The organism is Kitasatospora sp. MAP5-34 (genome assembly GCF_029894335.1).
GTDB lineage: Bacteria > Actinomycetota > Actinomycetes > Streptomycetales > Streptomycetaceae > Kitasatospora.
The window spans coordinates 93103-116882 of record NZ_JARXZC010000023.1 but is presented as its reverse complement, the minus strand read 5'-3'; the positions used below and the strand labels follow the sequence as shown (position 1 = coordinate 116882).

Sequence of the window (23780 nt, the reverse complement as noted above, 5' to 3'; positions counted from 1 at the left end):
AACCCGGAAGCTAAGCCTCGTAGCGCCGATGGTACTGCAGGGGGGACCCTGTGGGAGAGTAGGACGCCGCCGAACAATCATTCACAAATGACCCCCCATCCGGGAACGGATGGGGGGTCATTTGCATGTCCGGACCAGTTCATTCCGGACGGACCCGCTTGGGCCGGCCGATATCCGGCCGGAAAGAGACTTCCGGGTATCGGTCTTACAGAGCCAGCTTGAAGCCGAGGTGCGATGCGCTGAAGCCGAGCCGCTCGTAGAACCGGTGCGCGTCCGTTCGGGTGGCGTCGGAGGTCAGCTGGACAAGGTCGGCGCCGAGGTCGCGTGACTTGTCGATGGCCCACTGGATCAGCTCGGTGCCGAGTCCGCTGCCGCGTTCCGTCGCGTCGATCCGGACGCCCTCGATGATGGTCCGGGTGGATCCTCGGCGGGAGAGTCCGGGGATGACGGTGAGCTGGAGAGTGCCGACGGTTCGGCCGGCCCGCTCGGCGACCATCACATGCTGCTGGGGGTCTGTTGCCAGGCGGGCGAAGGCGTCCTGGTAGGGCGTCAGGTCGTCCGGGGATTCGCGGGTCGCGCCCAGCGGGTCGTCCGCGAGCATGGCGACGATGGCGGGGAGGTCCGCCGGTGCTGCCGGTCGGATGATGAGATCGGTCATGATCGCGATCCTACGACCGGCCGGCAACCCGGCGGACGGTGCGTCACTCGCCCGGTGCGGCACTGGTGATGACGGCGAACGCGGACCCGTGCGGGTCGGTGAGTTGGGCGAAGCGGCCGACGCCGTGCGCGTCCGTGGCGGGGAGCCGTACGCCGCCGCCGAGTTGCCGGGCCTTGGCGAGGGTGGCGTCGGTGTCCGGGACCTCGAAGTAGGGCAGCCAGTGCGACCCGAGGCCGGCGGCGGTCTGCTCGGGGAACAGCTGGAGGATGCCGCCCTGGCCGTTGTCGGTCCCGCCCGTCGAGGGCGTGAGCACGGTGTACGTGCTGTCGCCGAACGGGACGTCCTGCTCCTGCCACCCGAAGACCGCTCGGTAGAAGGCTTTGGCCGCTGTCGGGTCGGAGCTGTAGAGCTCCGTCCAGCACAGGGTTCCGGGCTCGGTGACGGCGTCGAGCCCCAGCGTCTCGCCGGGCTGCCAGACAGCGAACTCGGCGCCGGTCGGGTCGGTGAAGCCCGCCATCCGACCGTTGGTGAAGACGTCGAAGGGTTCGAAGCGGACGGTACCGCCGGCCTCCCGGACCCGGGTGGCGACGGCATCGGCGTCGGGCGTGTGGAAGTAGATCGTCCAGGCGGGTACGGAGCCTTCCTCGGTCAGCGGGCCGAGGGCTGCGACCGTGTCCTCACCCCGTCGGAAGAAGCCGTAGCCGCCGGCCTGCGGCCCGGCGGAGGCGAAGGTCCAGCCGAGGAGCGCGGTGTAGAAGGAGGCGGAGGCGTCGGTGTCGGAACTGCCCAGGTCGAGCCAGTTGGGGGAGCCGGGGACGAAGTCGGTGCTGAGCATGGTGCGCTGCTCCTTCGGCGGGCCGTCCTCGCGGACGGGCGTGCTGCGTTCCCCCTCTGGCATCCTCAGCCCTGCCCGGGGTGCCCACAACCTCAGACCGGCCGAGGTGCGGACACCCGGTGAGCTCCCGCGATGTCGGTGCGGGGCGGTACGGTGCGTAGCGGACGGTCACAGGCACGGAGAGGGGCGTCGTGGACACGCAGCAGCGACCCGGGCAGCCGGAGGGGCGGTCGCAGTCTCGGCCGCAGGCTCCGGTACTGCAGGCTCCGGTACAGGGGCAGCCGCAGGCGCCGCGCCAGCTCGCCCAGGTGGAAGGTGTGCTGGAGCGGATCACCTACGCCAACGAGGAGACCGGCTACACGGTGGCGCGGGTGGACACCGGGCGGGGGGCGAACGACCTGCTGACGGTGGTCGGGGCGCTGCTCGGGGCGCAGCCGGGGGAGTCGCTGCGGCTGTTCGGGCGGTGGGGTTCGCACCCGCAGTACGGCAAGCAGTTCACGGTGGAGAACTACACGACGGTGCTGCCCGCCACGATCCAGGGCATCCAGCGGTATCTGGGGTCGGGGTTGATCAAGGGGATCGGCCCGCGCTTCGCCGAGCGGATCGTGGAGCAGTTCGGCGTCGACACCCTGGAGGTGATCGAGCAGGACCCGAAGCGCCTGATCGAGGTGCCCGGTCTCGGGCCGAAGCGCACCAAAATGATCGCGGCGGCCTGGGAGGAGCAGAAGTCCATCAAGGAGGTGATGGTCTTTCTGCAGGGAGTCGGTGTCTCGACCTCGCTCGCGGTGCGGATCTTCAAGAAGTACGGGGACAGTTCGATCGGGGTGGTGAAGAACGAGCCGTACCGCCTCGCGTCGGACGTCTGGGGTATCGGCTTCCTGACGGCGGACCGGATCGCCCAGTCGGTCGGCATCCCGCACGACAGCCCGGAGCGGGTCAAGGCGGGCCTGCAGTACGCGCTCTCGCAGAGCAGCGACCAGGGGCACTGCTTCCTGCCCGAGGAGCGGTTGATCGCGGACGGGGTGAAGCTGCTTCAGGTGGACGTCGGCCTGGTGATCGACTGTCTGGCCGCGCTGGTAGCCGAGGAGGGCGTGGTCCGGGAGAGCGTGCCGGGGGAGGGCGGCGAGCCGATCACGGCGGTGTACCTGGTGCCGTTCCACCGGGCGGAGATCTCGCTGACGAATCAGCTGCTGAGGCTCCTTCGGGCCGACACCGACCGGCTGTCCGCCTTCGAGGCCGTCGACTGGCCGGCCGCGCTGGGTTGGCTGGCGAAGCGTACGGGGGCCGAACTCGCGCCCGAGCAACGGGAGTCGGTGAAGCTTGCGCTGACCGAGAAGGTCGCGGTGCTGACGGGCGGTCCGGGCTGCGGGAAGTCGTTCACGGTGAAGTCGATCGTCACGCTCGCGCTGGCGAAGAAGGCCAAGGTGGTGCTGGCCGCGCCGACCGGGCGGGCGGCGAAGCGGCTCGCGGAGCTGACGGGGGCGGAGGCGTCCACCGTCCACCGGCTGCTGGAGCTGCGGCCGGGCGGCGAGGCGGCGTACGACCGGGACCGGCCGCTCGACGCCGACCTGGTGGTGGTGGACGAGGCGTCGATGCTGGATCTGATCCTGGCGAACAAGCTGGTCAAGGCCGTCGCACCGGGCGCGCACCTGCTCTTCGTGGGGGACGTGGACCAGCTGCCCTCGGTCGGCGCGGGGGAGGTGCTGCGGGACATGTTGGCGGCTGGCGGCCCGATCCCGTCGGTCCGGCTGACCAGGATCTTCCGCCAGGCGCAGCAGTCCGGCGTGGTGGTCAACGCGCACCGAATCAACGAGGGCAAGCCGCCGGTCACGGACGGGATGCCGGACTTCTTCCTGTTCGCCGAGGAGGACACCGAGCGGGCGGCCGGGCTCACGGTCGACGTGGTGGCCCGGCGGATCCCGCAGAAGTTCGGGCTGGACCCGCGCCGGGACATCCAGGTGCTGGCGCCGATGCACCGGGGCCCGGCCGGTGCGGGCAATCTGAACACTCTGCTGCAGGCCGCCGTCACCCCGGGCCGGGAGGGGCTGCCGGAGCGGCGTTTCGGCGGGCGGACCTTCCGGGTAGGTGACAAAGTCACCCAGATTCGCAACAACTACGAGAAGGGGCAGAACGGGGTCTTCAACGGCACGGTCGGTGTCGTGATGTCGCTCAGTGTGGAGGAGCAGCGGCTCACCGTGCGCACCGACGAGGACGAGGAGGTGCCCTACGACTTCGACGAGCTGGACGAGCTGGCGCACGCGTACGCGATGACGATCCACCGTTCGCAGGGGAGCGAGTACCCGGCGGTGGTGATTCCCGTCACCACCTCGGCCTGGACGATGCTGCAGCGGAACCTGCTCTACACGGCCGTGACGCGGGCGAAGAAGCTGGTGGTGCTCGTCGGGTCACGCAGAGCGATAGCTCAGGCTGTTCGGGCGGTCAGTGCAGGCCGGAGGCACTCTGCGCTTGATCATCGACTCGCAATTGGATGATCGTCCCAAGGCTGCGGCCCGAGAGGTTGTCTTGACGTGAAGAGATTTAGGGCGGAGCCTACTCTTGTGCCGATCTTGTCCGGTTCATACCGGCTGCGGCAACAGGATTTGTAGGGCAGGGCCCTTTTTGGCCCACCCCGGGTGCGCGGCCATCCCCCGGATGGGGGATCGTGGAACTGTCAGGGCACCTTGGGCAGAGGATTCATTTCGTCGGTGAGGAAGAGCGTGAGCGAGAACAGTCAAGGCGCAGTAGTACTGCGGTACCAGGACGGCGAGTACGAGTACCCCGTCGTCGAGAGCACTGCGGGCAACGCCGGCTTCGACATCTCGAAGCTGCTGCCGCAGACCGGCCTGGTCACCCTGGACAACGGCTTCGGCAACACCGCCGCCTACAAGTCCGCGATCACGTTCGTGGATGGCGACAACGGCATCCTGCGCTACCGCGGCTACCCGATCGAGCAGCTGGCCGAGCAGGGCAGCTTCGTCGAGACCGCGTACCTCCTGATCAACGGCGAGCTGCCGACGCCTGAGCAGCTGACGGAGTTCACCGCCGAGATCACCCAGCACACGCTGCTGCACGAGGACGTGAAGCGCTTCTTCCAGGGCTTCCCGCGTGACGCGCACCCGATGGCGATGCTCTCCTCGGTGGTCGGCGCGCTGTCGACGTTCTACCAGGACAGCCACAACCCCTTCGACGCCGGCCAGCGTCACCTGTCGACGGTCCGCCTGCTGGCGAAGCTGCCGACGATCGCGGCCTACGCGTACAAGAAGTCGGTCGGGCAGCCCTTCGTCTACCCGCGCAACGACCTCAGCTACGTCGAGAACTTCCTCCGGATGACCTTCGCCGTCCCCGCCGAGGACTACGAGATCAACCCGGTGATCGTCAACGCGCTGGACAAGCTGCTGATCCTGCACGCGGACCACGAGCAGAACTGCTCGACCTCCACGGTCCGTCTGGTGGGCTCCAGCCACGCCAACCAGTTCGCCTCGATCTCGGCCGGTATCTCGGCGCTCTGGGGCCCGCTGCACGGCGGCGCCAACCAGGCCGTGCTGGAGATGCTGGAGCAGATCCAGAAGGACGGCGGCGACGTCGACGCCTTCATCCGCAAGGTGAAGAACCGCGAGGACGGCGTGAAGCTCATGGGCTTCGGTCACCGCGTGTACAAGAGCTTCGACCCGCGCGCCCAGCTGGTCAAGGGCCTGGCGCACGACGTGCTCTCGCAGCTCGGCAAGTCCGACGAGCTGCTGGAGATCGCGCTCAAGCTGGAGGAGCACGCGCTCAACGACGAGTTCTTCATCTCGCGCAAGCTCTACCCGAACGTGGACTTCTACACCGGCCTGATCTACCGCGCCATGGGCTTCCCGACCAGCATGTTCACCGTGCTGTTCGCGCTCGGCCGGCTGCCGGGCTGGATCGCCCACTGGCACGAGATGATCAACGACCCGGGCAGCCGCATCGGCCGTCCGCGTCAGATCTACACCGGTGTCGCGATCCGCGACTACGTGGAGCTCGGCGAGCGCTGAGCCGTCCGACGACCTGACCGGGTCGTCCGACGACCTGACGTAGAGCTGGTCGGGTCGAGCTGGTCCGAGGTGAAGACGATCTGACATAAAGGGGCCCGGCTGCTGCTGCAGCCGGGCCCCTTCGTGCTCCCCTGCGGGGGAGAAGAAGTTCGGCGCACGACGCCCGGAGGCGGCTCGGGGAGGAAACGGCCGCTCAAAGCGTTCCCGACCCGCCGCCCCCGGCGTCGTGCGCGAAGACCGCCGAACCGGTCGGCAGCCGTCCCGGGGCCCGCCGGAGCCCCGTCGGCGACAGTGGTGGTCGTGCGGAGACGCGATGCCGTTCAACGCGCCGCCGCCCACCGAAAGCTGCCGCACTACAAAAGGTAAGACGTATCAGGGGGTGCAAAGTTACGGACCGGGGATGTGAGTTGGCTCTCTCCACGCTCCGTGTGCACCCGGTGCCCGGCACATACCACACGGTTTCCGGCGCGCGACGTCACCCTCCCCGCAGTCATGGCAACCCAGCGTGATAGAAATCGTCCGATTCCGGTACGGACCGCCCGCACCCTCAGCGGCGTGGCCGGGCGGGGAGGGAGTGCGCAGATGGCCAGGAACGTAGTCGTCACGGGCGGCGGCACCGGTATCGGTTACGAGGTGGCCCGCCGGTTCGCCGAGGCGGGGGAGCGGGTCGTCATCGTCGGCCGTCGGCGGGCGGTGCTGGAACAGGCCGCCACCGACCTCGGCCCGAACGTCACACCGCTGGTCTGCGACCTGGCCGACCCGGACGCCGTCGAGGCGGTGCTCGGTGACCTGCCGGCCCAGATCGACGTCCTGGTCAACAACGCCGGCAGCCGGGAGACCGTGATCGGGGCCGGGCCGCACGCCGTGCTGGCCCGCTGGCGCGGGGACTTCGAGCGCAACGTGCTGACCGTCGTACTGCTCACCGAGTCGATCCGGGACCGGCTCACCCAGGGCACCGGCCGGGTGGTCACCGTCAGCTCGATCGCCGCCCTACGCGGTGCCGGCTCGTACGGGGCGGCCAAGGCCTCGCTGCACGCCTGGAACCACTTCCTCGCCGCCCAGCTCGGCGCCTCCGGCATCACCGCCAACATCGTGGCCCCGGGCACCGTCTCGGGCACCGAGTTCTTCGGGCCGAGGCTGGACGAGGCGGAGGTCTCCCGGCGCGCCGCGCGTACCCTGCTCGGGCGGATCGGCGAGTCGGGGGAGGTCGCGGCCGCCGTCTACTTCCTGGCCTCGGCGGAGGCCGGGTTCATCACGGGCGAGATCCTGCACTGCAACGGCGGAGAGCTGCTCGGCCGCTAGGTGACCCCGTCAGGGCAACCACCTCGGGGCGCGGGGGACTCTGCGCAACTGTGCACGGAGGTGCATGGTTGTGCGCGCAGGTCCCCGCGCCCTGGGGAACCCCGACCAGTAGGGGGCCGCCGGTCAGGCGGTGAAGCGGCGGAGGCGGAGGCTGTTGGTGACCACGAAGACCGAGGAGAAGGCCATCGTGGCGCCGGCCACCACCGGGTTGAGCAGGCCGGCCGCTGCCAGCGGGATCGCGGCGACGTTGTAGGCGAATGCCCAGAACAGGTTGCCCTTGATGGTGGCCAGGGTCCGCCGGGAGAGCCGGATCGCGTCGGCGGCCGAGCGGAGGTCGCCCCGGACCAGGGTCAGGTCGCTCGCCGCCATGGCCGCGTCGGTGCCGGTGCCCATGGCGAGGCCGAGGTCGGCCTGGGCCAGTGCGGCGGCGTCGTTCACTCCGTCGCCGACCATCGCCACCGAGCGGCCCTCGGCCTGCAGCCGCCGGATGACGGCGACCTTGTCCTCGGGCAGCACCTCGGCGATCACGTCCTCCGCCGCGATGCCGACCTCGGCCGCCACCGCTGCTGCGGCGGCGCGGTTGTCGCCGGTGAGCAGTACCGGATGCAGTCCCAGCGTGCGCAGCCGGGCGACGGCTTCGGCGCTGGTGGGCCTGACGGTGTCGGCGACCACCAGGACGGCCCGGGCCGCGCCGTCCCAGCCGACCGCGACGGCCGTCCGGCCGGCGGCCTCGGCCGCTGCCTTGGCCTCGGCGAGGTCGGGCGGCAGGTGCTGGGCCTGGTCGGCCAGCAGGGCCTCGCGGCCCGCGACCACGGCGTGGCCGTCGACCGTGCCCCGGACGCCCCGGCCCGGTACGTTCTCGAAGTCCTCCACCCGGGGCAGCTCGCCGAGATGTTCGGCGGCCGCAGCGGCGATGGCGGCTGCGATCGGGTGCTCGGAGGCGTGCTCCAGGGCGCCGGCCAGCCGCAGCGCCTGCTCCTCGGAGACGCCGTCGGCGGTGTGCACGGAGATGAGCGCCATCCGGCCGGTGGTCACCGTGCCGGTCTTGTCCAGCACGATGGTGTCCACCCGGCGGGTGGTCTCCAGGACCTCCGGGCCCTTGATCAGGATGCCCAGCTGGGCACCCCGGCCGGTGCCGACCAGCAGGGCGGTCGGGGTGGCCAGGCCGAGGGCGCACGGGCAGGCGATGATCAGTACCGCTACTGCGGCGGTGAACGCCTGGGTGGCGCCCTGGTCGGCCAGCAGCCAGCCGACCAGGGTGCCCAGCGCGATCAGGATCACCACCGGGACGAAGACCGCCGAGATCCGGTCGGCCAGCCGCTGCGCCGCCGCCTTGCCGTTCTGCGCCTCCTCCACCAGCTTCGCCATCCGGGCCAGCTGGGTGTCGGCGCCGATCCGGGTCGCCTCGACGACCAGTCGGCCGCCCGCGTTGACCGTCCCGCCCGTCACCTGGTCACCGACGGTGACCTCGACGGGGACGGACTCACCGGTGAGCATCGAGGCGTCCACGGCGGACCGGCCCTCGACCACCCGGCCGTCGGTGGCGATCTTCTCGCCGGGCCGCACCACGAAGCGCGTGCCGACCACCAGTTGCGTGACCGGCAGCCGGGTCTCGCGGCCGTCCACGAGGACCGTGACGTCCTTGGCACCGAGGTCGAGCAGAGCGTGCACGGCGGCGCCCGCGCGGCGCTTGGAGCGGGCCTCCAGCCAGCGGCCGAGCAGGATCAGCATGGTGACCGCGGCGGCGGTCTCCAGGTAGAGCGTGCCGGAGGCGTCGCCGGAGCCGGCCGCGAGGGTGAACTCGTGCTTCATCCCGGCTATCCCGGCGTGGCCGAAGAACAGCGCCCAGACGGACCAGCCGAAGGCGGCCAGGGTGCCGAGCGACACCAGGGTGTCCATGGTGGCGGCGCCGTGCCTGAGGTTGGTCCAGGCGGCCCGGTGGAAGGGCAGGCCGCCGTACACCACGACCGGCCCGGTCAGCGCGAAGGCCAGCCACTGCCAGTTGTCGAACTGGAACGCCGGGACCATCGAGAGCAGCACCACCGGCACGGTCAGCGCGGCGCTGATCAGCAGCCTCTCCCGCAGCGGGTCGGGCTCGGCGGCCGCCTCGCGGGCCTCGGCGGGCTCGGGGACGGGCGGCGGGGGGAGCTCGGCGGTGTAGCCGGTGCGCTCGACGGTGGCGATCAGGTCGGCGACGCTGACGTCCGGGCCGAAGTCGACCCGGGCCTTCTCGGTGGCGTAGTTGACCGTCGCCTCGACGCCGTCCAGCCGGTTGAGCTTCTTCTCGATCCGTGCGGCGCAGGAGGCGCAGGTCATGCCCCCGATGGTCAGCTCGACCCGGTCGCGCAGGGCGCCGGGGTCCGTGCCGGGCGTTGCGGTGCTCATGCTCTTCTGCTCCTCGGTGCGCTGAGTACGGTCGAGCTACGTGCGGGGGCGCGCGCGGGCAGCGAGCGCCCCCGCACGGGTGGCTCAGGCTGCCCGGCCGACCAGTTCGTAGCCCGCCTCGTCCACGGCGCTGCGGACCTGGGCGTCGTCGATCGGGGACTGCGAGGAGATCGTCACCGTACCCGCCTTGGCGTCGGCCGCGACCTCGGTGACGCCGGGGATGCCGGAGACCTCGGTGCTGACCGACTTCTCGCAGTGGCCACAGCTCATGCCGCTGACGGTGTAGGTGATGGTGCTGGACATCGGGACCTCCGGATGCGTCCTGTCCCGGGTCGGTGCCCGGGCTTGCTTTTCTGCCTAACAATATACCCCTTGGGGGTATTCCAGCGGGAGTGACGGAGAGCCGCCGGGCCCCCGCTGCTAGCAGAGAGTATTCGTCCGCTCACCGATTGCCCCCGCTTGCGGCCGCCCGGGGGCGTGTCCTCACGATCCATCGGCGGTCGTTGCCGGGCGGTCGTCGGGCGACCTGTCGGCGGGCTGCGAGCTGCTGCGGGCCGTCATCAGCCGGAGCAGAGGGTCGTTCCGTCCGATATGTTCGGTATGTGTTCCGGATCAGCCGCACCCAGTCGCCCTCGGCCTCCAGCGCCAGCGGGCTCTCACGGGCCCGGCGGGAGCGTGCGATCCTCGCCACCGACCTGCAGGACGTCGCCTGGTGGCGCCGGGCGGCACCCGCCCTGCTGGCCATCGTGGTGATCTCGCTGGCTGACTTCCTCTCCGGCCGGGACCGGTACCTCGCCCCGCTGATGGTGGTCGTCCCGTCGATCGCCGCGCTCACCCTGCGGCCGGTGGAACTGCTGCTGGTCTGCCTGCTCGGGCTGTTCGCGCTGCTCGGGCTCAGCCGTTACGACCAGGTCAGTGAACTGCACGACGGCCGGTTCCTGCTCGGCGCGATGGCCAGTTACACCGCGCTGACGCTGTTCAGCGCCGTACTCGCCCGGCTCCGGATGCGCCGCGCCGCCGCGTTCGCCGCCGTCAGCTCCGTCGCGGAGGCGGCCCAGCGCGCGCTGCTCAGCCACCCGGGCCCCTCGGTCGGGCCGCTGCGGCTCGCCGTCCGCTACGTCTCGGCCGCCGATGCGGCCCGGATCGGCGGCGACCTGTACTCGGTGCTGGAGACCCCGTACGGGATCCGGGTGCTGGTCGGTGACGTCCGGGGCAAGGGGCTGGCTGCCGTGCAGACCGCCGCCGTGGTGCTCGGGGCCTTCCGGGAGGCGGCGTACGACGAGAACGGGCTGTACGCGGTGGCCGACCGGATCGAGGCCAGCGTCGAGCGGCACGTGCCGGACGGCGAGTTCACCACCGCGCTGTTCGCCGAGTTCCGGCGGCAGGGGGCGGTCGAGCTGCTGCACTACGGGCACGTGCCGCCGATCCACGTCACCCGGGAGGGGACGGTGACGGTGCTGGAGGCGCCCGACCCGTGGGTGCCGCTCGGCCTTGGCAGGCTCGCCACCGGCCGTCCGCAGAGCATGGACCTGGCGTTCGGCACCGACGACGTGCTGGTGCTCTGCACCGACGGCGTGGTGGAGGCCCGGCACCACCGCTCGGGCGAGTTCTATCCGCTCGCCGAGCGGGTCGGCGCCCTGGTCCGGGGCGCCGCCCGCTCGGGGGCGGAGCTGGAGTCGGCGGTCGGACGGCTCTTCGCGGACCTGCTGGCGCACGCCGGCGGCGAGCTGGGCGACGACGCCCTGCTGCTGTTGATCACCCGGACGGTTTGAGCCGGCCCAGGGCCGTGGCGAGGGCCCGGAAGATCAGCTCGGTCGAGGCCGCTCCCGGGTCCGGGTGCCCGACGCTGCGCGGGCCGAGGTAGGAGGCCCGGCCCTTGCGGGCCTGGAGCGGGACGGTGTCGAGTACGCCCTGCGCGGCGGCCTCGGCGGCCGAGCCGGCGGCTGCTGCCAGGCCGGTGTCCGCCGTCCGCTCGAAGGCGGCCAGCGCGGGCGTCCAGGCGTCGACGACGGTCTTGTCACCCGGCTCGGCCGCGCCCAGCTTCCGGATCGCGGCGAGCCCCGCCGCCAGCGCGGCCGCGAACTCCGCCGGGTCGGCGGTCTCCCCGGGCAGCGCCGCGCCCATCGCCCGGAAGGCGCTGCCGTACAGCGGGCCCGAGGCCCCGCCCACCTTGGAGATCAGCGTGCTGCCGGTCCTGGTCAGGACCGCCCCGACCGATGCGGGCTCGTCCAGCGTGTCGAGTGCGGCCAGTACGGCGGTGAAACCCCGGCGCAGGTTGCTGCCGTGATCGCCGTCGCCGATCGCGGAGTCCAGCTCGGTCAGCCGGGCCTCCTGCTGCTCGACGGCGGCGGCGATCTCCCGGACCCAGGCGAGGACGAGGGGGATGTCGATGACGTCCAAGGGGTGCCTTTCAGGTCCAGGTGAGGGCGGCGGTCGCGACGGGCGCGTCCCACAGCTCCAGCAGTTCCGGGCCGGCCTTGGTGAGGGTGAGGGAGAACCCGGCCATGTCGAGGCTGGTGACGTAGTTGCCGACCAGGTTGCGGGCGATCCTGATGCCGCGTTCGGCCAGCCGGGCGTGCACCTCGCCGTAGACCAGGTACAGCTCCAGCAGCGGGGTGCCGCCGAGCCCGTTGACCAGCGCGATCACCTCGTCGCCCGCCGTCAGGTCGTGGTCGGCGAGGACGGTGTCGACCACCTCCGCCACCAGCTCGCGGGCCGGGCGGAGCGCCTCGCGGCGGCGGCCGGGCTCGCCGTGGATCCCGACGCCGACCTCGATCTCGTCCTCCGGCAGGTCGAAGCCGGGCTTGCCCGCCGCCGGTACGGTCGCGGCGGTGAGCGCGATCGCGAACGACCGGGAGGCGGCGTTGACCCGTGCGCCGAGTGCCGCCACCTCGTCCAGGCCCGCGCCGCGTTCGGCCAGCGCCCCGACGGCCTTCTCGACCATGACGGTCGCGCCGGTGCCCCGACGGCCGGCCGTCCAGGTCGAGTCCTCCACCGCCACGTCGTCGTTCACCAGGACGGTACGGACCTCGATGCCCTCCTCGGCGGCCAGCTCGGCGGCGAGCCCGAAGTTCAGCACGTCGCCGGTGTAGTTCTTCACCACGAAGACCACGCCCGCGCCGCTGTGCACGGCCCGCGCGGCGGCGAGCAGTTGGTCCGGTACGGGTGAGGTGAACACCTCGCCCGGGCAGGCCGCGTCGAGCATCCCCGGGCCCACGAACCCGCCGTGCAGCGGCTCATGGCCCGACCCGCCGCCGGAGACCACCGCCACCTTGGGAGCCGCCGGGCGGGAACCTCTGGCGATCACCCGGTTGTCGAGATCCACTGCCAACTCCGGGTGGGCGGCCGCGAATCCGGCCAGTGCGTCGGCGAGTACGGTGTCCGGAGTGTTGATCAGCTTCTTCACGGCGGCTCCTTCGGCAGATGCTTCCGCCGACGTTACGCGTGAGACCGGTCTAGGGTCGGGAGCATGACTGAACACGTCGGCATCGTCCTCGTCTCGCACAGTGCGGCCATGGCCGCCGGGCTCCGCGAGTTGCTCGTCGAACTCGGCTCCGGGGCAGTGCCGGTGCTGCTCGCCGGGGGTACCGAGGAGGGCGGCCTCGGGACCAGCTACGACCTGATCGTCCGGGCCGTCGCGGCGGCGGCGGAGGGCGGCGCGGGTGTGGTGGTGCTTCCGGACCTCGGCAGCTCGGTGCTGACGGCCCGGACGGCGCTGGAGGACCATCCGCACGCCGGTGTGGTGCTGGTGGACGCGCCGTTCGTGGAGGGCGCGGTCGCCGCCGTCGTCACCGCCTCGGCCGGGGCCGGCCTGGCCGAGGTGGTCAGCGCGGCCGAAGGGGCCCGGGACTTCCGGAAGTTGTGACGGTGGAACGTGTGCACATGGTCAACCACAGCAGGGGTGCCCAGAGTGCGTACGTTCCCCCGGGGGGGTTACTTCGCGTCGGCGTAGCAGTCCACCACCGCGGTGCTGAGCGGGAAGCGGACCGGGGTGTCCCCGAAGACCAGGGCGCGGGCTTCGTCGCCCGCGGCGGCGACTGCGGCGGAGACCTGGTCGGCGAGATTGGCGGGGGTGTGGACGACCACCTCGTCGTGCTGGAAGAAGACCAGGTGCGGCCGGTCCGGCCCGGACTCCAGCGCGGTCAGGCGTCGCCGCAGGCCGGCGAGCAGGGCGAGGGCCCAGTCCGCGCCGCTGGCCTGGATGACGAAGTTGCGGGTGAACCGGCCACGGGCCCGCGCCGAGCGGCCACCGGCCTCGCCCGAAGTCTCCGGGGCCTCCGTCAGGTCGAGCCATTCGTCGGACGGCGGCGGGCAGGCCCGGCCGAGCCGGGAGTGCACGATGCCGCCGTCCTCGCCGGTGCGGGCGGCCGCCTCGACGTAGCCCATCGCCGTCGGGTACTGGCGGCGCAGGGTGGCGAGCAGCGGGCCGATGTCGCCGCTGGTCTGGCCGTACATCGCGCCGAGCAGGCCGAGCTTCGCCTTCTCCCGGTCGCCCTGGAAGGCGTGTGCGGCGAGCGCCGCGTACAGGTCGCCCTCGGCGGCCGTCCGGGCGAGCCCGGCGTCCTGGGAGAGCGCGGCGAGTACGCGCGGTTCGAGCTGGGCGGCGTCGGCGACCACCAGGGCCCAGCCCGGGTCGGCGACCACCGCGCCGCGCAGGATGCGCGGGATCTGCAGCGCGCCGCCGCCCCGGCTGGCCCAGCGCCCGGAGACCACGCCGCCGACCACGTACTCGGGGCGGAACCGGCCGCCGCGCGCCCAGGCGTCCTGCCAGGCCCAGCCGTGGGCGGCGTGGATCCGGGACAGCTCCTTGTAACGGACCATCAGCCGGGCGGCCGGGTGGTCGATCTTGTTCAGCTCCCACGAGCGGGTGGATTCGAGCCGGATGCCCTGGTCGGCGAAGGCGCGCAGCACCTGGGTGTGCGAGTCGGGGTTGAACGGGCGGGTGCCGAGTGCCTGCTGCAGTTCGACCGCGAGGTCGGCGAGCAGCTTGGGCTGGGTGCCCGGCACCTGCGGGCGCGGGCCGAGCAGCTCGGTGAGCAGCTGGTCGTGCAGGTCGGTGCGCCAGGGCAGCCCGTCGTACGCGATCTCGGTGGCGAGCAGCGCGCCCGCCGACTCGGCGGCGATCAGCAGCCGGAAGCGGGCGCGGGCCGCCTGGTCCTCGATCGCCTGCACGCGGCGCTGCTGGTCCGCGTGGACGGCGACGACGGCCTGCAGTGCGTCGGTGCCGGGCGGGAGTTGCAGCCGGTCGGGGGCGAAGAGGCTGTCCTGTTCGTCGGCTCCGCCGGTGTCCGCCAGGTCGGCCGGGACGGGCAGCCGGTGCAGTCGGGCCCAGGCGGCGCCGAGCGAACGCGGCGCACCCCAGCGGCCCTCGTGCCCGAGCAGCAGCGCCTCCGTCAGCCGCAGGTCGTGGCAGCGGGCGACCCGCAGCGGCAGCAGCGGCACGTACGCGCTGTCGGCGGCGGCCCAGACCCAGCGCGGGCCCTCCGTGCTCTCGTACCGCGCGACGGCGGCGGCCAGGTCCGGGGCGTGGACGGGCGCGCCGAGCGCGCCGCCGTCGTCGGCGAGCGGCTGGAGGCGGCCGCCCGGACCGTGCTGGTCGGGGACGAGGGCCATACGGGGTGCCACGGGCGGTTCTCCTCTCGGACGTGAGTTCGTCCGTCCCGACCGTAGCGGTCGGTACCGACAATGCCTGGCACGACAGGGCCATGGCAGGGCCCCACCGGCACCCAATAGGGTCGGGAGAGTGAGTCACAACCCATTCTTCGCGCCCAGCACCCTCGCCTACGAACTGCCGCCGTTCGCCGAGATCCGGGAGGAGCACTACCTGCCCGCCTTCGAGCGCGGCATGACCGACCAACTCGCCGAGATCGCCGCCATCGTGGCGGACCCGCAGGCGCCGACCTTCGACAACACCCTGGTCGCCCTGGAGCGGTCGGGCGCGCTGCTGCGCCGCGTCTGGCTGGCCTTCGACAACCAGAACGCCTCCCACACCAGCCCGGCCGTCCAGGAGCTGGGCGCGGAGCTCAGCCCCCGGCTCGCCGCGCACACCGACGCGATCCACCTCGACGCCGGGCTCTTCGCCCGGATCAGCGCCCTGTACGAGGCGCGCGACACGCTCGGGCTGGACCCGGAGGACCTGCGGCTGCTGGAGCGGCACCACCTCCGGTTCGTCCGGGCGGGTGCCCGGCTCTCGGCGGCGGACCAGCAGCGCCTGCGCGAGATCAACGCCCAGCTCGCCTCGGACGCCACGGCCTTCCAGCAGAACGTGCTCGCCGCCACCCGGGCCAGCGCCCTCGTGCTGGACAGCGCCGAGCAGCTCGACGGGCTGTCCGCCGACACCATCGCCGCCGCTGCGGAGAACGGCCGGGCGCTCGGCCACCAGGGCAAGTACGTCCTGAGCCTGAAGAACATCTCCAACCAGTGCGAGCTGAGCCGGCTCACCGACCGCGACCTGCGTGCCCGGCTGCTGGAGGCCTCGCTGGAGCGCGCGGTCGAGACCAACGGCCCGCTGGCGATCCGGCTGGCCGGGCTGCGCGCCGAGCGGGCCGCCCTGTTCGGCTACCCGAACCACGCCGCGTACGTGGTCGCCGACGAGACCGCCGGTACCGTCGAGGCCGTGGACGCCATGCTGGCCCGCCTGGTCCCCGCCGCTGTCACGAACGCGGAGCGCGAGGCTGCCCGGCTCGCCGAGGCCGCGTCGGCGGACGGCATCGCCGAACTCGCCGCGCACGACTGGGCGTACTACTCCGAGCGGGTCCGGCAGACCGCCTACGACCTGGACGCGGCGGTGCTGCGCCCGTACTTCGAGCTGGAGCGGGTGCTGCACGACGGTGTGTTCTTCGCCGCCGGGCTGGCCTACGGGCTGACCTTCACCGAGCGGCTCGACCTGATCGGCTACCACCCCGACGCCCGGGTCTTCGAGGTGTTCGAGGCGGACGGCACCGCGCTCGGGCTCTTCCTCGGTGACTTCCACGCCCGCGACTCCAAGATCGGCGGGGCGTGGATGAACGAACTGGTCCAGCAGTCCGGGCTGTTGGGCCGGCAGCCGGTGGTGGTCAACAACCTCAACATCGCCAAGCCGCCGGCCGGCGAGCCCGTGCTGCTGACCTGGGACGAGGTGCGGACGCTGTTCCACGAGTTCGGGCACGCCCTGCACGGGCTCTTCTCGGACGTCCGCCACCCGTTCTTCTCGGGCACCGAAGTCCCCCGGGACTTCGTCGAGTTCCCGTCCCAGGTCAACGAGATGTGGATGACCTGGCCCGAGGTCCTCGCCAACTACGCGAAGCACCACGTGACCGGTGAGCCGCTGCCCGCCGACCTGGTCGAGAAGATGGCCGCCGCCCAGACCTTCGGCGAGGGCTTCCGGACGGTCGAGTACCTGGCCGCAGCGCTGCTCGACTGGGCCTGGCACACCGTGCCGGCCGGCCGGCAGATCGCCGACGCCCAGGAGTTCGAGGCTGCGGCGCTGGCGGCGGCCGGGCTGGCCGTCCCCGCCATCCCGCCGCGCTACCGCACCACGTACTTCAACCACATCTTCGCGAACGACTACAGCGCCGGGTACTACGCCTACATCTGGTCCGAGGTGCTGGACGCCGACACCGTCGAGTGGTTCCGGACCAACGGCCGCACGGTCCGCGAGAGCGGCGGCGTCTTCCGCGCCGAACTGCTCTCCCGGGGTGGCAGCGTGGACGCACTCGACTGCTTCCGCGCGGTGGTCGGCCGAGACCCGGAGATCGCGCCGCTGCTCGCTCGGCGCGGGCTGCAGTAGGTAAGCGCCAGCCGGAACAGGGGCGCGGGGGTGCGCGTGATCGGGAGGCTGCGGGTCGTTGCCTCCCGGTTTCGCGCACGCAGTTCATCAGAGCCCCGCGCCCCTGTCTGTCGCTGGCCAGTTGTCCAAGGGCGGAGCCGTCAGGCCGGGACGATCGAGAAGGCGCCGTTGCGCAGGCTGGTCTCGGTGTACTGGCCGCTGTCGATGGGCTGCGGGTTGTAGCTGTCGAAGACGCTCCCGTTCACCACGATGTTGGAGAAGTCGAGGCTGTTGAACGACGGGTAGCTCTGGGTCGGGGACTCGATGACGGCCTCCGCGCTGACGTTCTGCGCACGGAGCGACTTCTTGAGGTTCTTGGTCCAGCCCTTGGTGGTGTCGGCGAGCTTCAGGGTGTAGGTGGTGCCGCCGTTGTAGACGACCGAGGCGGTGAAGTTGTCGCCCGCGTCCACGGCGTTGCTGAAGTACACCGGCGGGGCCGGGTACATCTCGTCTCATGTGATCAAGGTCTTGATTTCCGGCGAACGTTGGCGCACAGTCTGGTTTCGTCGGGCTGGTCTCATCGGGGGGACGGAGGGGGTGCCGGTGCCGGGTACAGGCAGGTTCGCGGGGCTGGGCCTGGGCAGCACGGAGGAGGAGGTCTACCTCCATCTGCTCAGCACCTCGGGAGACACCGTCCAGCGGCTCGGTGCCCAACTCGGGCTGACGACGGCCCAGGTCGTGATCGCCCTGGAGTCGCTGGCCGGCAACGGCCTGGTCGAACTCCCGGCGGCACTGCCCGCCCTGTGGAGCGCCGTACCGCCGGACGTGGCGTTGGAGGAACTGCTGCTGCGGCGCGAGGTGGAGCTGCGCCGAGCGCGCGGCCGGATCAACGAGCTGGTGCGCACGTACCGGCGCAGCCGTCCGGGCTCCGAGGCGGGCGAACTGGTGGAGGTGATCACCGGCCGGGACTCGATCGCGGAGCTCTGGCGCAGCCTCCAGCTCGGCGTCCGGGACCAGTTGCGGATACTGGACCGCCAGCCGTACGTCCGCCGCACCGACCCGACGACCGAACTCGGCGTGCTGGGACGGGGGGTGGCCATGCGGGTGGTGTACGAGAGCCGGGTGCTGCGCGAGCCCGAGCGGCTGGCCGAGATCCGGGCCTTCGTCCAGGCGGGGGAGCAGGCCCGGGTACTCCCCGAGCTGCCGCTCAAACTGGCCCTGGTGGACGACCGGTGGGCGCTGCTCCCGGTCAGCGCCGGCAGCGAGTTGCAGAGCGTGCTGCTGGTCCGCCCCTCCTCGCTGCTGGACGCCCTGCTCGGACTGTTCGAGCTCTACTGGTCGCACGCCATGCGGATGCCCCCGGCGGACTCCGGCGCGGCTCCGGAGGACCGGCACCGGCAGCTGCTGACCCTGCTCGCGGCCGGGCTGACGGACGAGAGCATCGCCCGCCAGATGGGGGTCTCACCACGGACCGTGCAGCGCTGGGTCCGTGAACTGATGGACCGCTTCGGCGCGCGGACGCGCTTCCAGGCGGGGATTCAGGCTGCGCGGGCGGATCTGCTCTAGCCCCCTGAAGGGGCACGGGGAGCTGAGCGAGGCGGAAGGGTGCGGGTTGTCGCCTTCCGGTTTCGCGCACGCAGTTCATTAAGCAGAGCCTCGCGCCCCTGGCGTCATCTGGGGTACAGGGTGAGGGTGATTCGTTGGCCTGGGTGGGCAGTTGGTAGCAGGACACGCGCCGTTCCGGCGTGGTCGCCGTGGGGTTGGTCGATCTCGATCACGGCGGATCGGGTGCCGCTTACGCTCACTTTCGCGCCGTTCGGGTACGCGGTGCCGGGGACGACCAGGTCCGTCCAGCCGTGGCCTGCCGTGAAGGTCAGCGAGTAGGTGCCGTCCTGGTAGGACTCGGCGACCGGGCTGCCCGCGAGGGCGGCGGCGTAGGGGGCGAACGCGGGCTGGTCGCCGGGGGCCGGGCGGCCGTCCGGGCCCAACCCGCAGTAGCCGCCGCTCCCTTGGCACCAATACCACATCGTCCATCCGGCGGCGAAGCCCGACATCGCCGCGACCTGACGCCGCACCAGCTCGGTGTTGCCCGGTGTGCGGGAGTTCGGCGGGCCCCACTCGCCGACCAGGACGGGCAGGTGGCCGGCCTGCGGGTAGGCGGTGATGGCGGCGGTGTAGTTCTCGATGAAGCCGTCGGCCGGGTTCCAGTCCTGGCCGGCCTCGACCGCCGTGTCGTAGAAGTGTGGCGCGTAGCCGAGCCGGGCGGTGCCGGGCCGGGGGTCGGCGAAGGCGGGCAGTTGGGTCGGCGCGCCCTGGCCGACCAGCACGGTGGGTTCAACGAACAGCCAGGAGTGGCCGTCCACTTGGCGCATCGCCGTGATCAGCCGCCGGTACATCGCGGGCAGTCGGCCCTGTTCCAGCTCGGCGGAGGCGGCGACCAGGACGGCGGGGTCGGACGGGTCGCCGTCGATCGGTCCGGACGGCTCGTTGAACAGGTCGTACCCCAACAGGGAGCGGTGGCCGCGCAGTTCGCGGGCGATCCGGGTGTAGAAGTCCGCCTGCCACCGGCGCAGATCCGGGTCGTCGTAGAGGTGCCGGAAGGCGGCCTGCACGGCGGGCTGGAAGTACCCGGCGAACCAGTCGTTCGGGTCGGGGACGAACGGGAGGCCGTCGTCCCGGGTGGCCCACTCGGGTATGCCCCGGTCGCCGCCGCCGTACTTCGGCCCGTACACGTCCTGGTGGAAGTCGACCACGGCGAGCAGACCGTACCGGTCGGCCCAGCTCATCACCCGCTGCAACTTGGCGAGTTCGCCCTGGTCGTAGTGGTCGCGGGCGGGTTCCAGGCGGGCCCAGGAGATCGCCACCCGGACGAGCGTGAAACCGTGCGCGGCGATCGAGCTGACGTCCGCCTCGGTGGTCTCGTCGTACTTGTCGATGTTGAAGCCGCGCAGTTGCAGTGTCCGGCCATGGGAGTCGGTGAAGACGGTACGGCCGTCCGCCGTGGTCGTGCTGCCGGCCGGGAAGGCGGACTGCCGGCTCGCCGCCCCGGCCGGGGTGGCGGCGGCGCCGCTCAGCAGGGTGGCGGTGGCCAGGAGCAGGGCGACGGCGGTTCGGTGGACACGCACGGTGCACCTCGGATGGGTGGCTGGGTGTGGTGAGCGCCGATCCTGCCGTACGGTCTAGTCCTGCACAAGAGGCGAGTCAGGCTCATGTTCGGCCGCCGACGGTGGCGTGATCGCCAGTGGCAGTTCGGCCGCTGCCGCCAGCCGGCCCCAGAGCAGGTCCGCCAGCGCCTGCACCATCCGGGCGCGCGAGCAGGGGCGCTGGTCGAGCCACCAGTCGCCGGCCGCCAGCACCATGCCGGTGATCGCCCGGCCCCAGGTCTCGGAGATCAGCGGGCTGTCGGCGCCCAGGTCCACTTGGGCCTGCACGGCCTTGGTGATCTCCTCGGCGATCTGCCGCAGCGCGGGGGCGAGGGCGTTCCCGGCCCCCGTCGGGTCGCCCGCCTCCGGGTGGGTCAGCAGCCGGTAGACCTGCGGGCGGGCCTCGATCCCGGCGAGGTAGGTGTCGAGTACCCGCTCGACCAGGTCGCGCCGCTCCAGGGGTTCGGCGAGCGCGGCCCGTACAGCGGTCAGCAGGCCGGCCGTGTGGCGTTCCGTCAGGGCGCGGATCAGGCCGTTCCGGTCGCCGAAGTGCCGGTACAGGATGGGCTTGGTGATGCCTGCCTCGGCGGCGATCGCATTCATGCTCGCGCCGGGCCCCTCGCGCTGGACGACCCGGTCGGCGGCGTTCAGCAGCTGCTCGCGGCGGAGCTCGCCGACGGCTGGGGTGGCGGGGCCGGACACGGTGGTGCTCCTCGCTGCGGGATGTCGGTCGGGCGTTGACATGCGTTACCAATCAGTAGCAGACTCCTGCCGATGTTACCCGAGGTAACACCCCTGTGGCGTGGGCAGTTGTCCCTGGCCGCGCCCCTCGACCGGAGGCACGCAGCATGAGCACCTTCTCCCTTGACCCCGGCGCGGACCAGCTCGCCGTACGCGACTGGCTGCACGGCTTCGCCGCCGACGTGATGCGGCCCGCCGCCGCCGAGTGGGACGAGCGCGAGGAGACCCCCTGGCCGATCATCCAGGAGGCGGCGAAGATCGGGATCTACTCGCTGGACTTCTACGCCCAGCAGTACTTCGACCCCTCGGGCGTCGGCATCCCGATCGCGATGGAGGAACTGTTCTGGGGCGACGCGGGTCTCGGGCTCGCCATCGTCGGCACCACGCTGGCCGCCGTCGCGGTGCTCGCCAACGGCACCGACGAGCAGATCGGTACCTGGGCGCCGCAGATGTTCGGCACCCCGGAGGACGTCAAGGTCGCCGCGTTCTGCTCCTCCGAGCCCGACGCCGGCTCGGACGTGTCCGCGCTGCGCACCCGCGCGGTCTACGACGAGGCCAAGGACGAGTGGGTGATCAACGGCACCAAGACCTGGGCGACCAACGGCGGCATCGCCGCCGTCCACGTGGTGGTGGCGACGGTCGACCCGGCGCTCGGCGCGCGCGGCCAGGCCTCGTTCGTGGTGCCGCCCGGCACGCCGGGCCTGTCGCAGGGTCAGAAGTTCAAGAAGCACGGCATCCGCGCCTCGCACACCGCCGAGGTCGTCCTCGACAGCGTCCGGGTGCCCGGGAGCTGCCTGCTCGGAGGCAAGGAGAAGCTGGACGAGCGGCTGGCCCGGGCGCGCGAGGGAACGCGTAAGGGCTCGGGCAAGAACGCCGCGATGGCCACCTTCGAGGCATCCCGCCCGGCCGTCGGCGCGCAGGCGATCGGCATCGCCCGGGCGGCGTACGAGGTCGCGCTCGACTACGCCAAGACCCGGGTGCAGTTCGGCCGGCCGATCATCGACAACCAGGGCGTCGCCTTCACTCTGGCGGACATGAAGACCCGGATCGACGCCTCCCGGCTGCTGGTCTGGCGGGCCTCCTGGATGGCCGCCAACAACCAGCCGTTCACCTCGGCCGAGGGCTCGATGTCCAAGCTCTACGCGGGCGAGACGGCGAAGTGGGTGACGGCGCAGGCGATGCAGATCCTCGGCGGCAACGGTTTCACCCGGGAGTACCCGGTGGAGCGGATGCACCGGGACAGCGCGATCTACTCCATCTTCGAGGGGACCAGCGAGATCCAGCGGCTGGTCATCGCCCGGACCATCTCGGGCCTGCCGATCCGCTAGAAGACCGGGCCTAGCGGCTGGCCCAGAAGGCGAGCCCGGCGGAGACCGCTCCGACCACCGCGCCCACGACGGTCTGGGCGAGCGTGTGGTCCCGCAGTACCACGCGGGACCACGCGATCGCCGCCACCAGCGGGTACGTCAGCAGCCACCACGGTCCGAGCGCGATGGCCAGGCACGCGACGGCGCCGCTGGCCACGGCCGTGTGCACGGAGACCTTCCACCAGACCGTGATCACCATGATCGGGACCAGCGCGGCGAACATCGCCACCACCATCGCCGTCATGTCGGCCGGCGCGCCGGCCCAGAGCATCACGCCGAGGCTGGCCAGCACCGACAGCATGATGAACGGGATCACCACCAGCCGTCGTTGCCGCTGCCCGACGTGCCGGTCCTCCCAGTGTCCCTGCCGCATACCGCGCTTGATGAACCAGGTCGGCAGGATCGCCGCGAAGATCACGGCGAACAGTCCCCAGCCCAGGCCCGTCAGGCCGTAGCGGAGGGTGCCGAGCACCGGCAGCACCGCGATGATGACGTTCTTCGGCTCGACACCGTCGGTCACCCGCCGGGCCCAGACGGTCTCGGGGGTGCTGGCACTCATCGGGCGTACTCCAGAACATGGGTCGGGATGGACCCGGTGATCCTAATGCGTGCGCCCGGCCTGTTCGGCTCTGCCGGGACCGGCCGGAACGCGGCTGGAATTGGAACGCGGCTGGAACCGGGATGCGGTTAGAACCGGGGCTCGCGCCGTTCGAGGAATGCGGCCAGGCCCTCGCGGACGTCCGGCGCCTCGCGGGACTTGCGTTCCCACGGCGCGACCGCCGCCGCCGCGTCCTCCGGCGGGCCGGCCAGCGCGGCCTTGACCGCGCCGATGGTCTGCGGGGAGCGCCGGGCCAGCAGGCGGGCGAACTCCAGGGCACGGGCGTACGTCCCGCCGTCCTCCACCACCTCGTCCACCAGCCCGAACCGCTCGGCCCGCCGGGCGGTCACCAACTCACCCGAGAACAGCAGGTACTTCGCCCGGGCCGGCCCGACCAGCCGGGCCAGCCGTACCGTCGGGACGGCCGGGTAGACCACGCCGAGCTTCGCCGGAGTGATACCCAGCCGTGCGCCCTCGGCGGCGAAGCGGAGGTCGCAGGCGGCGGCCAACTGGCAGCCGCCGCCCACGCAGTAGCCCAGCAGCACGGCGATGGTCGGGTGCGGGAAGGCGGCCAGCGCTTCCTCCGCCGCGACGTTGTCCGCGTGGTACGCGTCGGCCCGCTGCGGGTCCGCGTACACCTCGGCCAGCTCCGTGATGTCCGCCCCCGCACTGAACGTGCCGCCCGCCCCCGTCACGAGCAGGGCCCGGACCTCCGGCAGTGCCGCGAGCCGGTCCAGCACCCCCGGGAGGCCGCGCCACATTGCCAGGGTGACGGCGTTCCGGCGCTCCGGCCGGTCCAGGACGAGGACGGCGACGCCGCCGTCCTCGACTGTCACGCGCAGGCCGTCCACTCCGGTGTCGAAGTGCTGGGGCAAGGGGTGCCTCCGGGCGGGTTCGGGGTCGGGCCTCACCCTTCCACAACGGCCGGCCCCGGCACCACGGCGGTGGGTGTGATCTCCGGCAACTGCCGGGGCCGCGTCGTGGGGTG

At 71.9% G+C, this 23780-nt stretch carries 20 protein-coding genes and 1 rRNA gene; 9 read left to right on the top strand and 12 right to left on the bottom strand.

The features are described from left to right. Nucleotides 1–75: ribosomal RNA gene (rrf, locus tag P3T29_RS19885) — 5S ribosomal RNA — on the top strand; the annotation flags it as partial. A 130-nt stretch (nucleotides 76–205) separates the two neighbouring features. Here the strand turns inward: rrf and P3T29_RS19880 are convergent. Next, nucleotides 206–658 carry a GNAT family N-acetyltransferase gene (locus tag P3T29_RS19880; protein ID WP_280717868.1) on the bottom strand — a complete coding sequence of 151 codons (453 nt, stop codon included), beginning with the start codon at nucleotides 656–658 and terminating at the stop codon, nucleotides 206–208. Nucleotides 659–701: 43 nt separating this feature from the next. Beyond that, on the bottom strand, nucleotides 702–1493 hold the full coding sequence (locus P3T29_RS19875) for a VOC family protein (protein ID WP_280717876.1): 792 nt from the start codon (nucleotides 1491–1493) through the stop codon (nucleotides 702–704). Between the two features lie 257 nt (nucleotides 1494–1750). Between P3T29_RS19875 and P3T29_RS19870 the strand changes: the two genes are divergently transcribed. The 3 genes from P3T29_RS19870 to P3T29_RS19860 all read left to right on the top strand — a co-directional run bounded on the left by P3T29_RS19870 (nucleotide 1751) and on the right by P3T29_RS19860 (nucleotide 6811). Beyond that, nucleotides 1751–3985: an ATP-dependent RecD-like DNA helicase gene (locus P3T29_RS19870; protein WP_280717875.1), complete on the top strand. Its 2235-nt coding sequence runs from the start codon at nucleotides 1751–1753 to the stop codon at nucleotides 3983–3985. Nucleotides 3986–4210: 225 nt separating this feature from the next. After that, on the top strand, nucleotides 4211–5509 hold the full coding sequence (locus P3T29_RS19865; protein WP_280717867.1) for a citrate synthase: 1299 nt from the start codon (nucleotides 4211–4213) through the stop codon (nucleotides 5507–5509). Nucleotides 5510–6091: 582 nt separating this feature from the next. Beyond that, complete coding sequence (locus P3T29_RS19860; RefSeq protein WP_280717866.1) at nucleotides 6092–6811, top strand: SDR family oxidoreductase; 720 nt, start codon at nucleotides 6092–6094, stop codon at nucleotides 6809–6811. Between the two features lie 123 nt (nucleotides 6812–6934). On the opposite strand, the gene P3T29_RS19855 is transcribed toward P3T29_RS19860, so the two are convergent. After that, on the bottom strand, nucleotides 6935–9196 hold the full coding sequence (locus P3T29_RS19855; RefSeq protein ID WP_280717865.1) for a heavy metal translocating P-type ATPase: 2262 nt from the start codon (nucleotides 9194–9196) through the stop codon (nucleotides 6935–6937). Between the two features lie 84 nt (nucleotides 9197–9280). Beyond that, the gene (locus P3T29_RS19850) at nucleotides 9281–9499 is read right to left on the bottom strand and encodes a heavy-metal-associated domain-containing protein (RefSeq protein WP_280717864.1); all 219 of its coding nucleotides are present in this window, start codon (nucleotides 9497–9499) and stop codon (nucleotides 9281–9283) included. A gap of 299 nt (nucleotides 9500–9798) precedes the next feature. Between P3T29_RS19850 and P3T29_RS19845 the strand changes: the two genes are divergently transcribed. Continuing rightward, nucleotides 9799–10968, top strand: a complete 1170-nt coding sequence (locus P3T29_RS19845; protein ID WP_280717863.1) for a PP2C family protein-serine/threonine phosphatase — start codon at nucleotides 9799–9801, stop codon at nucleotides 10966–10968. Here P3T29_RS19845 and dhaL read toward each other — a convergent pair. Continuing rightward, a complete protein-coding gene (gene dhaL / locus P3T29_RS19840) occupies nucleotides 10952–11587 on the bottom strand; it encodes a dihydroxyacetone kinase subunit DhaL (RefSeq protein WP_280717874.1) in 636 nt (211 codons plus the stop codon). The genes P3T29_RS19845 and dhaL overlap by 17 nt on opposite strands. A 19-nt stretch (nucleotides 11588–11606) precedes the next feature. Then, nucleotides 11607–12602 (bottom strand): dihydroxyacetone kinase subunit DhaK, encoded by a 996-nt coding sequence (gene dhaK / locus P3T29_RS19835; RefSeq protein WP_280717862.1) that lies wholly within the window; start codon nucleotides 12600–12602, stop codon nucleotides 11607–11609. Between the two features lie 63 nt (nucleotides 12603–12665). On the opposite strand from dhaK, the gene dhaM reads away from it, so the two are divergent. Beyond that, entirely contained in the window at nucleotides 12666–13061 is a 396-nt protein-coding gene (dhaM, locus tag P3T29_RS19830; RefSeq protein WP_280717861.1) for a dihydroxyacetone kinase phosphoryl donor subunit DhaM, read from the top strand. A 68-nt stretch (nucleotides 13062–13129) separates the two neighbouring features. On the opposite strand, the gene P3T29_RS19825 is transcribed toward dhaM, so the two are convergent. Beyond that, nucleotides 13130–14809, bottom strand: coding sequence for a bifunctional 3'-5' exonuclease/DNA polymerase (locus tag P3T29_RS19825; protein ID WP_280717873.1), 1680 nt, complete (start codon nucleotides 14807–14809; stop codon nucleotides 13130–13132). Nucleotides 14810–14939: 130 nt separating this feature from the next. Here P3T29_RS19825 and P3T29_RS19820 point away from each other — a divergent pair, with 130 nt between their 5' ends. Beyond that, nucleotides 14940–16964, top strand: a complete 2025-nt coding sequence (locus tag P3T29_RS19820; protein ID WP_280717860.1) for a M3 family metallopeptidase — start codon at nucleotides 14940–14942, stop codon at nucleotides 16962–16964. A gap of 140 nt (nucleotides 16965–17104) precedes the next feature. Here the strand turns inward: P3T29_RS19820 and P3T29_RS19815 are convergent, their stop codons facing one another. Continuing rightward, nucleotides 17105–17449, bottom strand: coding sequence for a G1 family glutamic endopeptidase (locus tag P3T29_RS19815; protein ID WP_280717859.1), 345 nt, complete (start codon nucleotides 17447–17449; stop codon nucleotides 17105–17107). A 97-nt stretch (nucleotides 17450–17546) separates the two neighbouring features. Here P3T29_RS19815 and P3T29_RS19810 point away from each other — a divergent pair, with 97 nt between their 5' ends. Continuing rightward, complete coding sequence (locus tag P3T29_RS19810; protein WP_280717858.1) at nucleotides 17547–18509, top strand: helix-turn-helix domain-containing protein; 963 nt, start codon at nucleotides 17547–17549, stop codon at nucleotides 18507–18509. 104 nt (nucleotides 18510–18613) lie between these two features. On the opposite strand, the gene P3T29_RS19805 is transcribed toward P3T29_RS19810, so the two are convergent. After that, complete coding sequence (locus P3T29_RS19805) at nucleotides 18614–20068, bottom strand: cellulase family glycosylhydrolase (protein WP_280717857.1); 1455 nt, start codon at nucleotides 20066–20068, stop codon at nucleotides 18614–18616. Between the two features lie 54 nt (nucleotides 20069–20122). Then, nucleotides 20123–20788, bottom strand: coding sequence for a TetR/AcrR family transcriptional regulator (locus P3T29_RS19800; protein WP_280717856.1), 666 nt, complete (start codon nucleotides 20786–20788; stop codon nucleotides 20123–20125). 146 nt (nucleotides 20789–20934) lie between these two features. Here P3T29_RS19800 and P3T29_RS19795 point away from each other — a divergent pair, with 146 nt between their 5' ends. Further along, nucleotides 20935–22155 (top strand): acyl-CoA dehydrogenase family protein, encoded by a 1221-nt coding sequence (locus tag P3T29_RS19795; RefSeq protein WP_280717855.1) that lies wholly within the window; start codon nucleotides 20935–20937, stop codon nucleotides 22153–22155. Between the two features lie 10 nt (nucleotides 22156–22165). On the opposite strand, the gene P3T29_RS19790 is transcribed toward P3T29_RS19795, so the two are convergent. Further along, the gene (locus tag P3T29_RS19790) at nucleotides 22166–22753 is read right to left on the bottom strand and encodes a hypothetical protein (RefSeq protein ID WP_280717854.1); all 588 of its coding nucleotides are present in this window, start codon (nucleotides 22751–22753) and stop codon (nucleotides 22166–22168) included. Nucleotides 22754–22881: 128 nt separating this feature from the next. Continuing rightward, nucleotides 22882–23667, bottom strand: coding sequence for an enoyl-CoA hydratase/isomerase family protein (locus tag P3T29_RS19785; RefSeq protein ID WP_280717853.1), 786 nt, complete (start codon nucleotides 23665–23667; stop codon nucleotides 22882–22884). Between the last annotated feature and the right edge of the window lie 113 nt (nucleotides 23668–23780).

What these genes read in the sequence shown, in the direction of transcription:
- P3T29_RS19875 (WP_280717876.1), bottom strand. Translation starts at nt 1,493, where the DNA reads ATGCTCAGCACCGACTTCGTCCCCGGCTCCCCCAACTGGCTCGACCTG.
- P3T29_RS19795 (WP_280717855.1), top strand. Translation starts at nt 20,935, where the DNA reads ATGAGCACCTTCTCCCTTGACCCCGGCGCGGACCAGCTCGCCGTACGC.
- P3T29_RS19825 (WP_280717873.1), bottom strand. Translation starts at nt 14,809, where the DNA reads ATGGCCCTCGTCCCCGACCAGCACGGTCCGGGCGGCCGCCTCCAGCCG.
- P3T29_RS19855 (WP_280717865.1), bottom strand. Translation starts at nt 9,196, where the DNA reads ATGAGCACCGCAACGCCCGGCACGGACCCCGGCGCCCTGCGCGACCGG.
- P3T29_RS19815 (WP_280717859.1), bottom strand. Translation starts at nt 17,449, where the DNA reads ATGTACCCGGCCCCGCCGGTGTACTTCAGCAACGCCGTGGACGCGGGC.
- P3T29_RS19790 (WP_280717854.1), bottom strand. Translation starts at nt 22,753, where the DNA reads ATGAGTGCCAGCACCCCCGAGACCGTCTGGGCCCGGCGGGTGACCGAC.
- P3T29_RS19850 (WP_280717864.1), bottom strand. Translation starts at nt 9,499, where the DNA reads ATGTCCAGCACCATCACCTACACCGTCAGCGGCATGAGCTGTGGCCAC.
- dhaM (WP_280717861.1), top strand. Translation starts at nt 12,666, where the DNA reads ATGACTGAACACGTCGGCATCGTCCTCGTCTCGCACAGTGCGGCCATG.
- P3T29_RS19860 (WP_280717866.1), top strand. Translation starts at nt 6,092, where the DNA reads ATGGCCAGGAACGTAGTCGTCACGGGCGGCGGCACCGGTATCGGTTAC.
- P3T29_RS19880 (WP_280717868.1), bottom strand. Translation starts at nt 658, where the DNA reads ATGACCGATCTCATCATCCGACCGGCAGCACCGGCGGACCTCCCCGCC.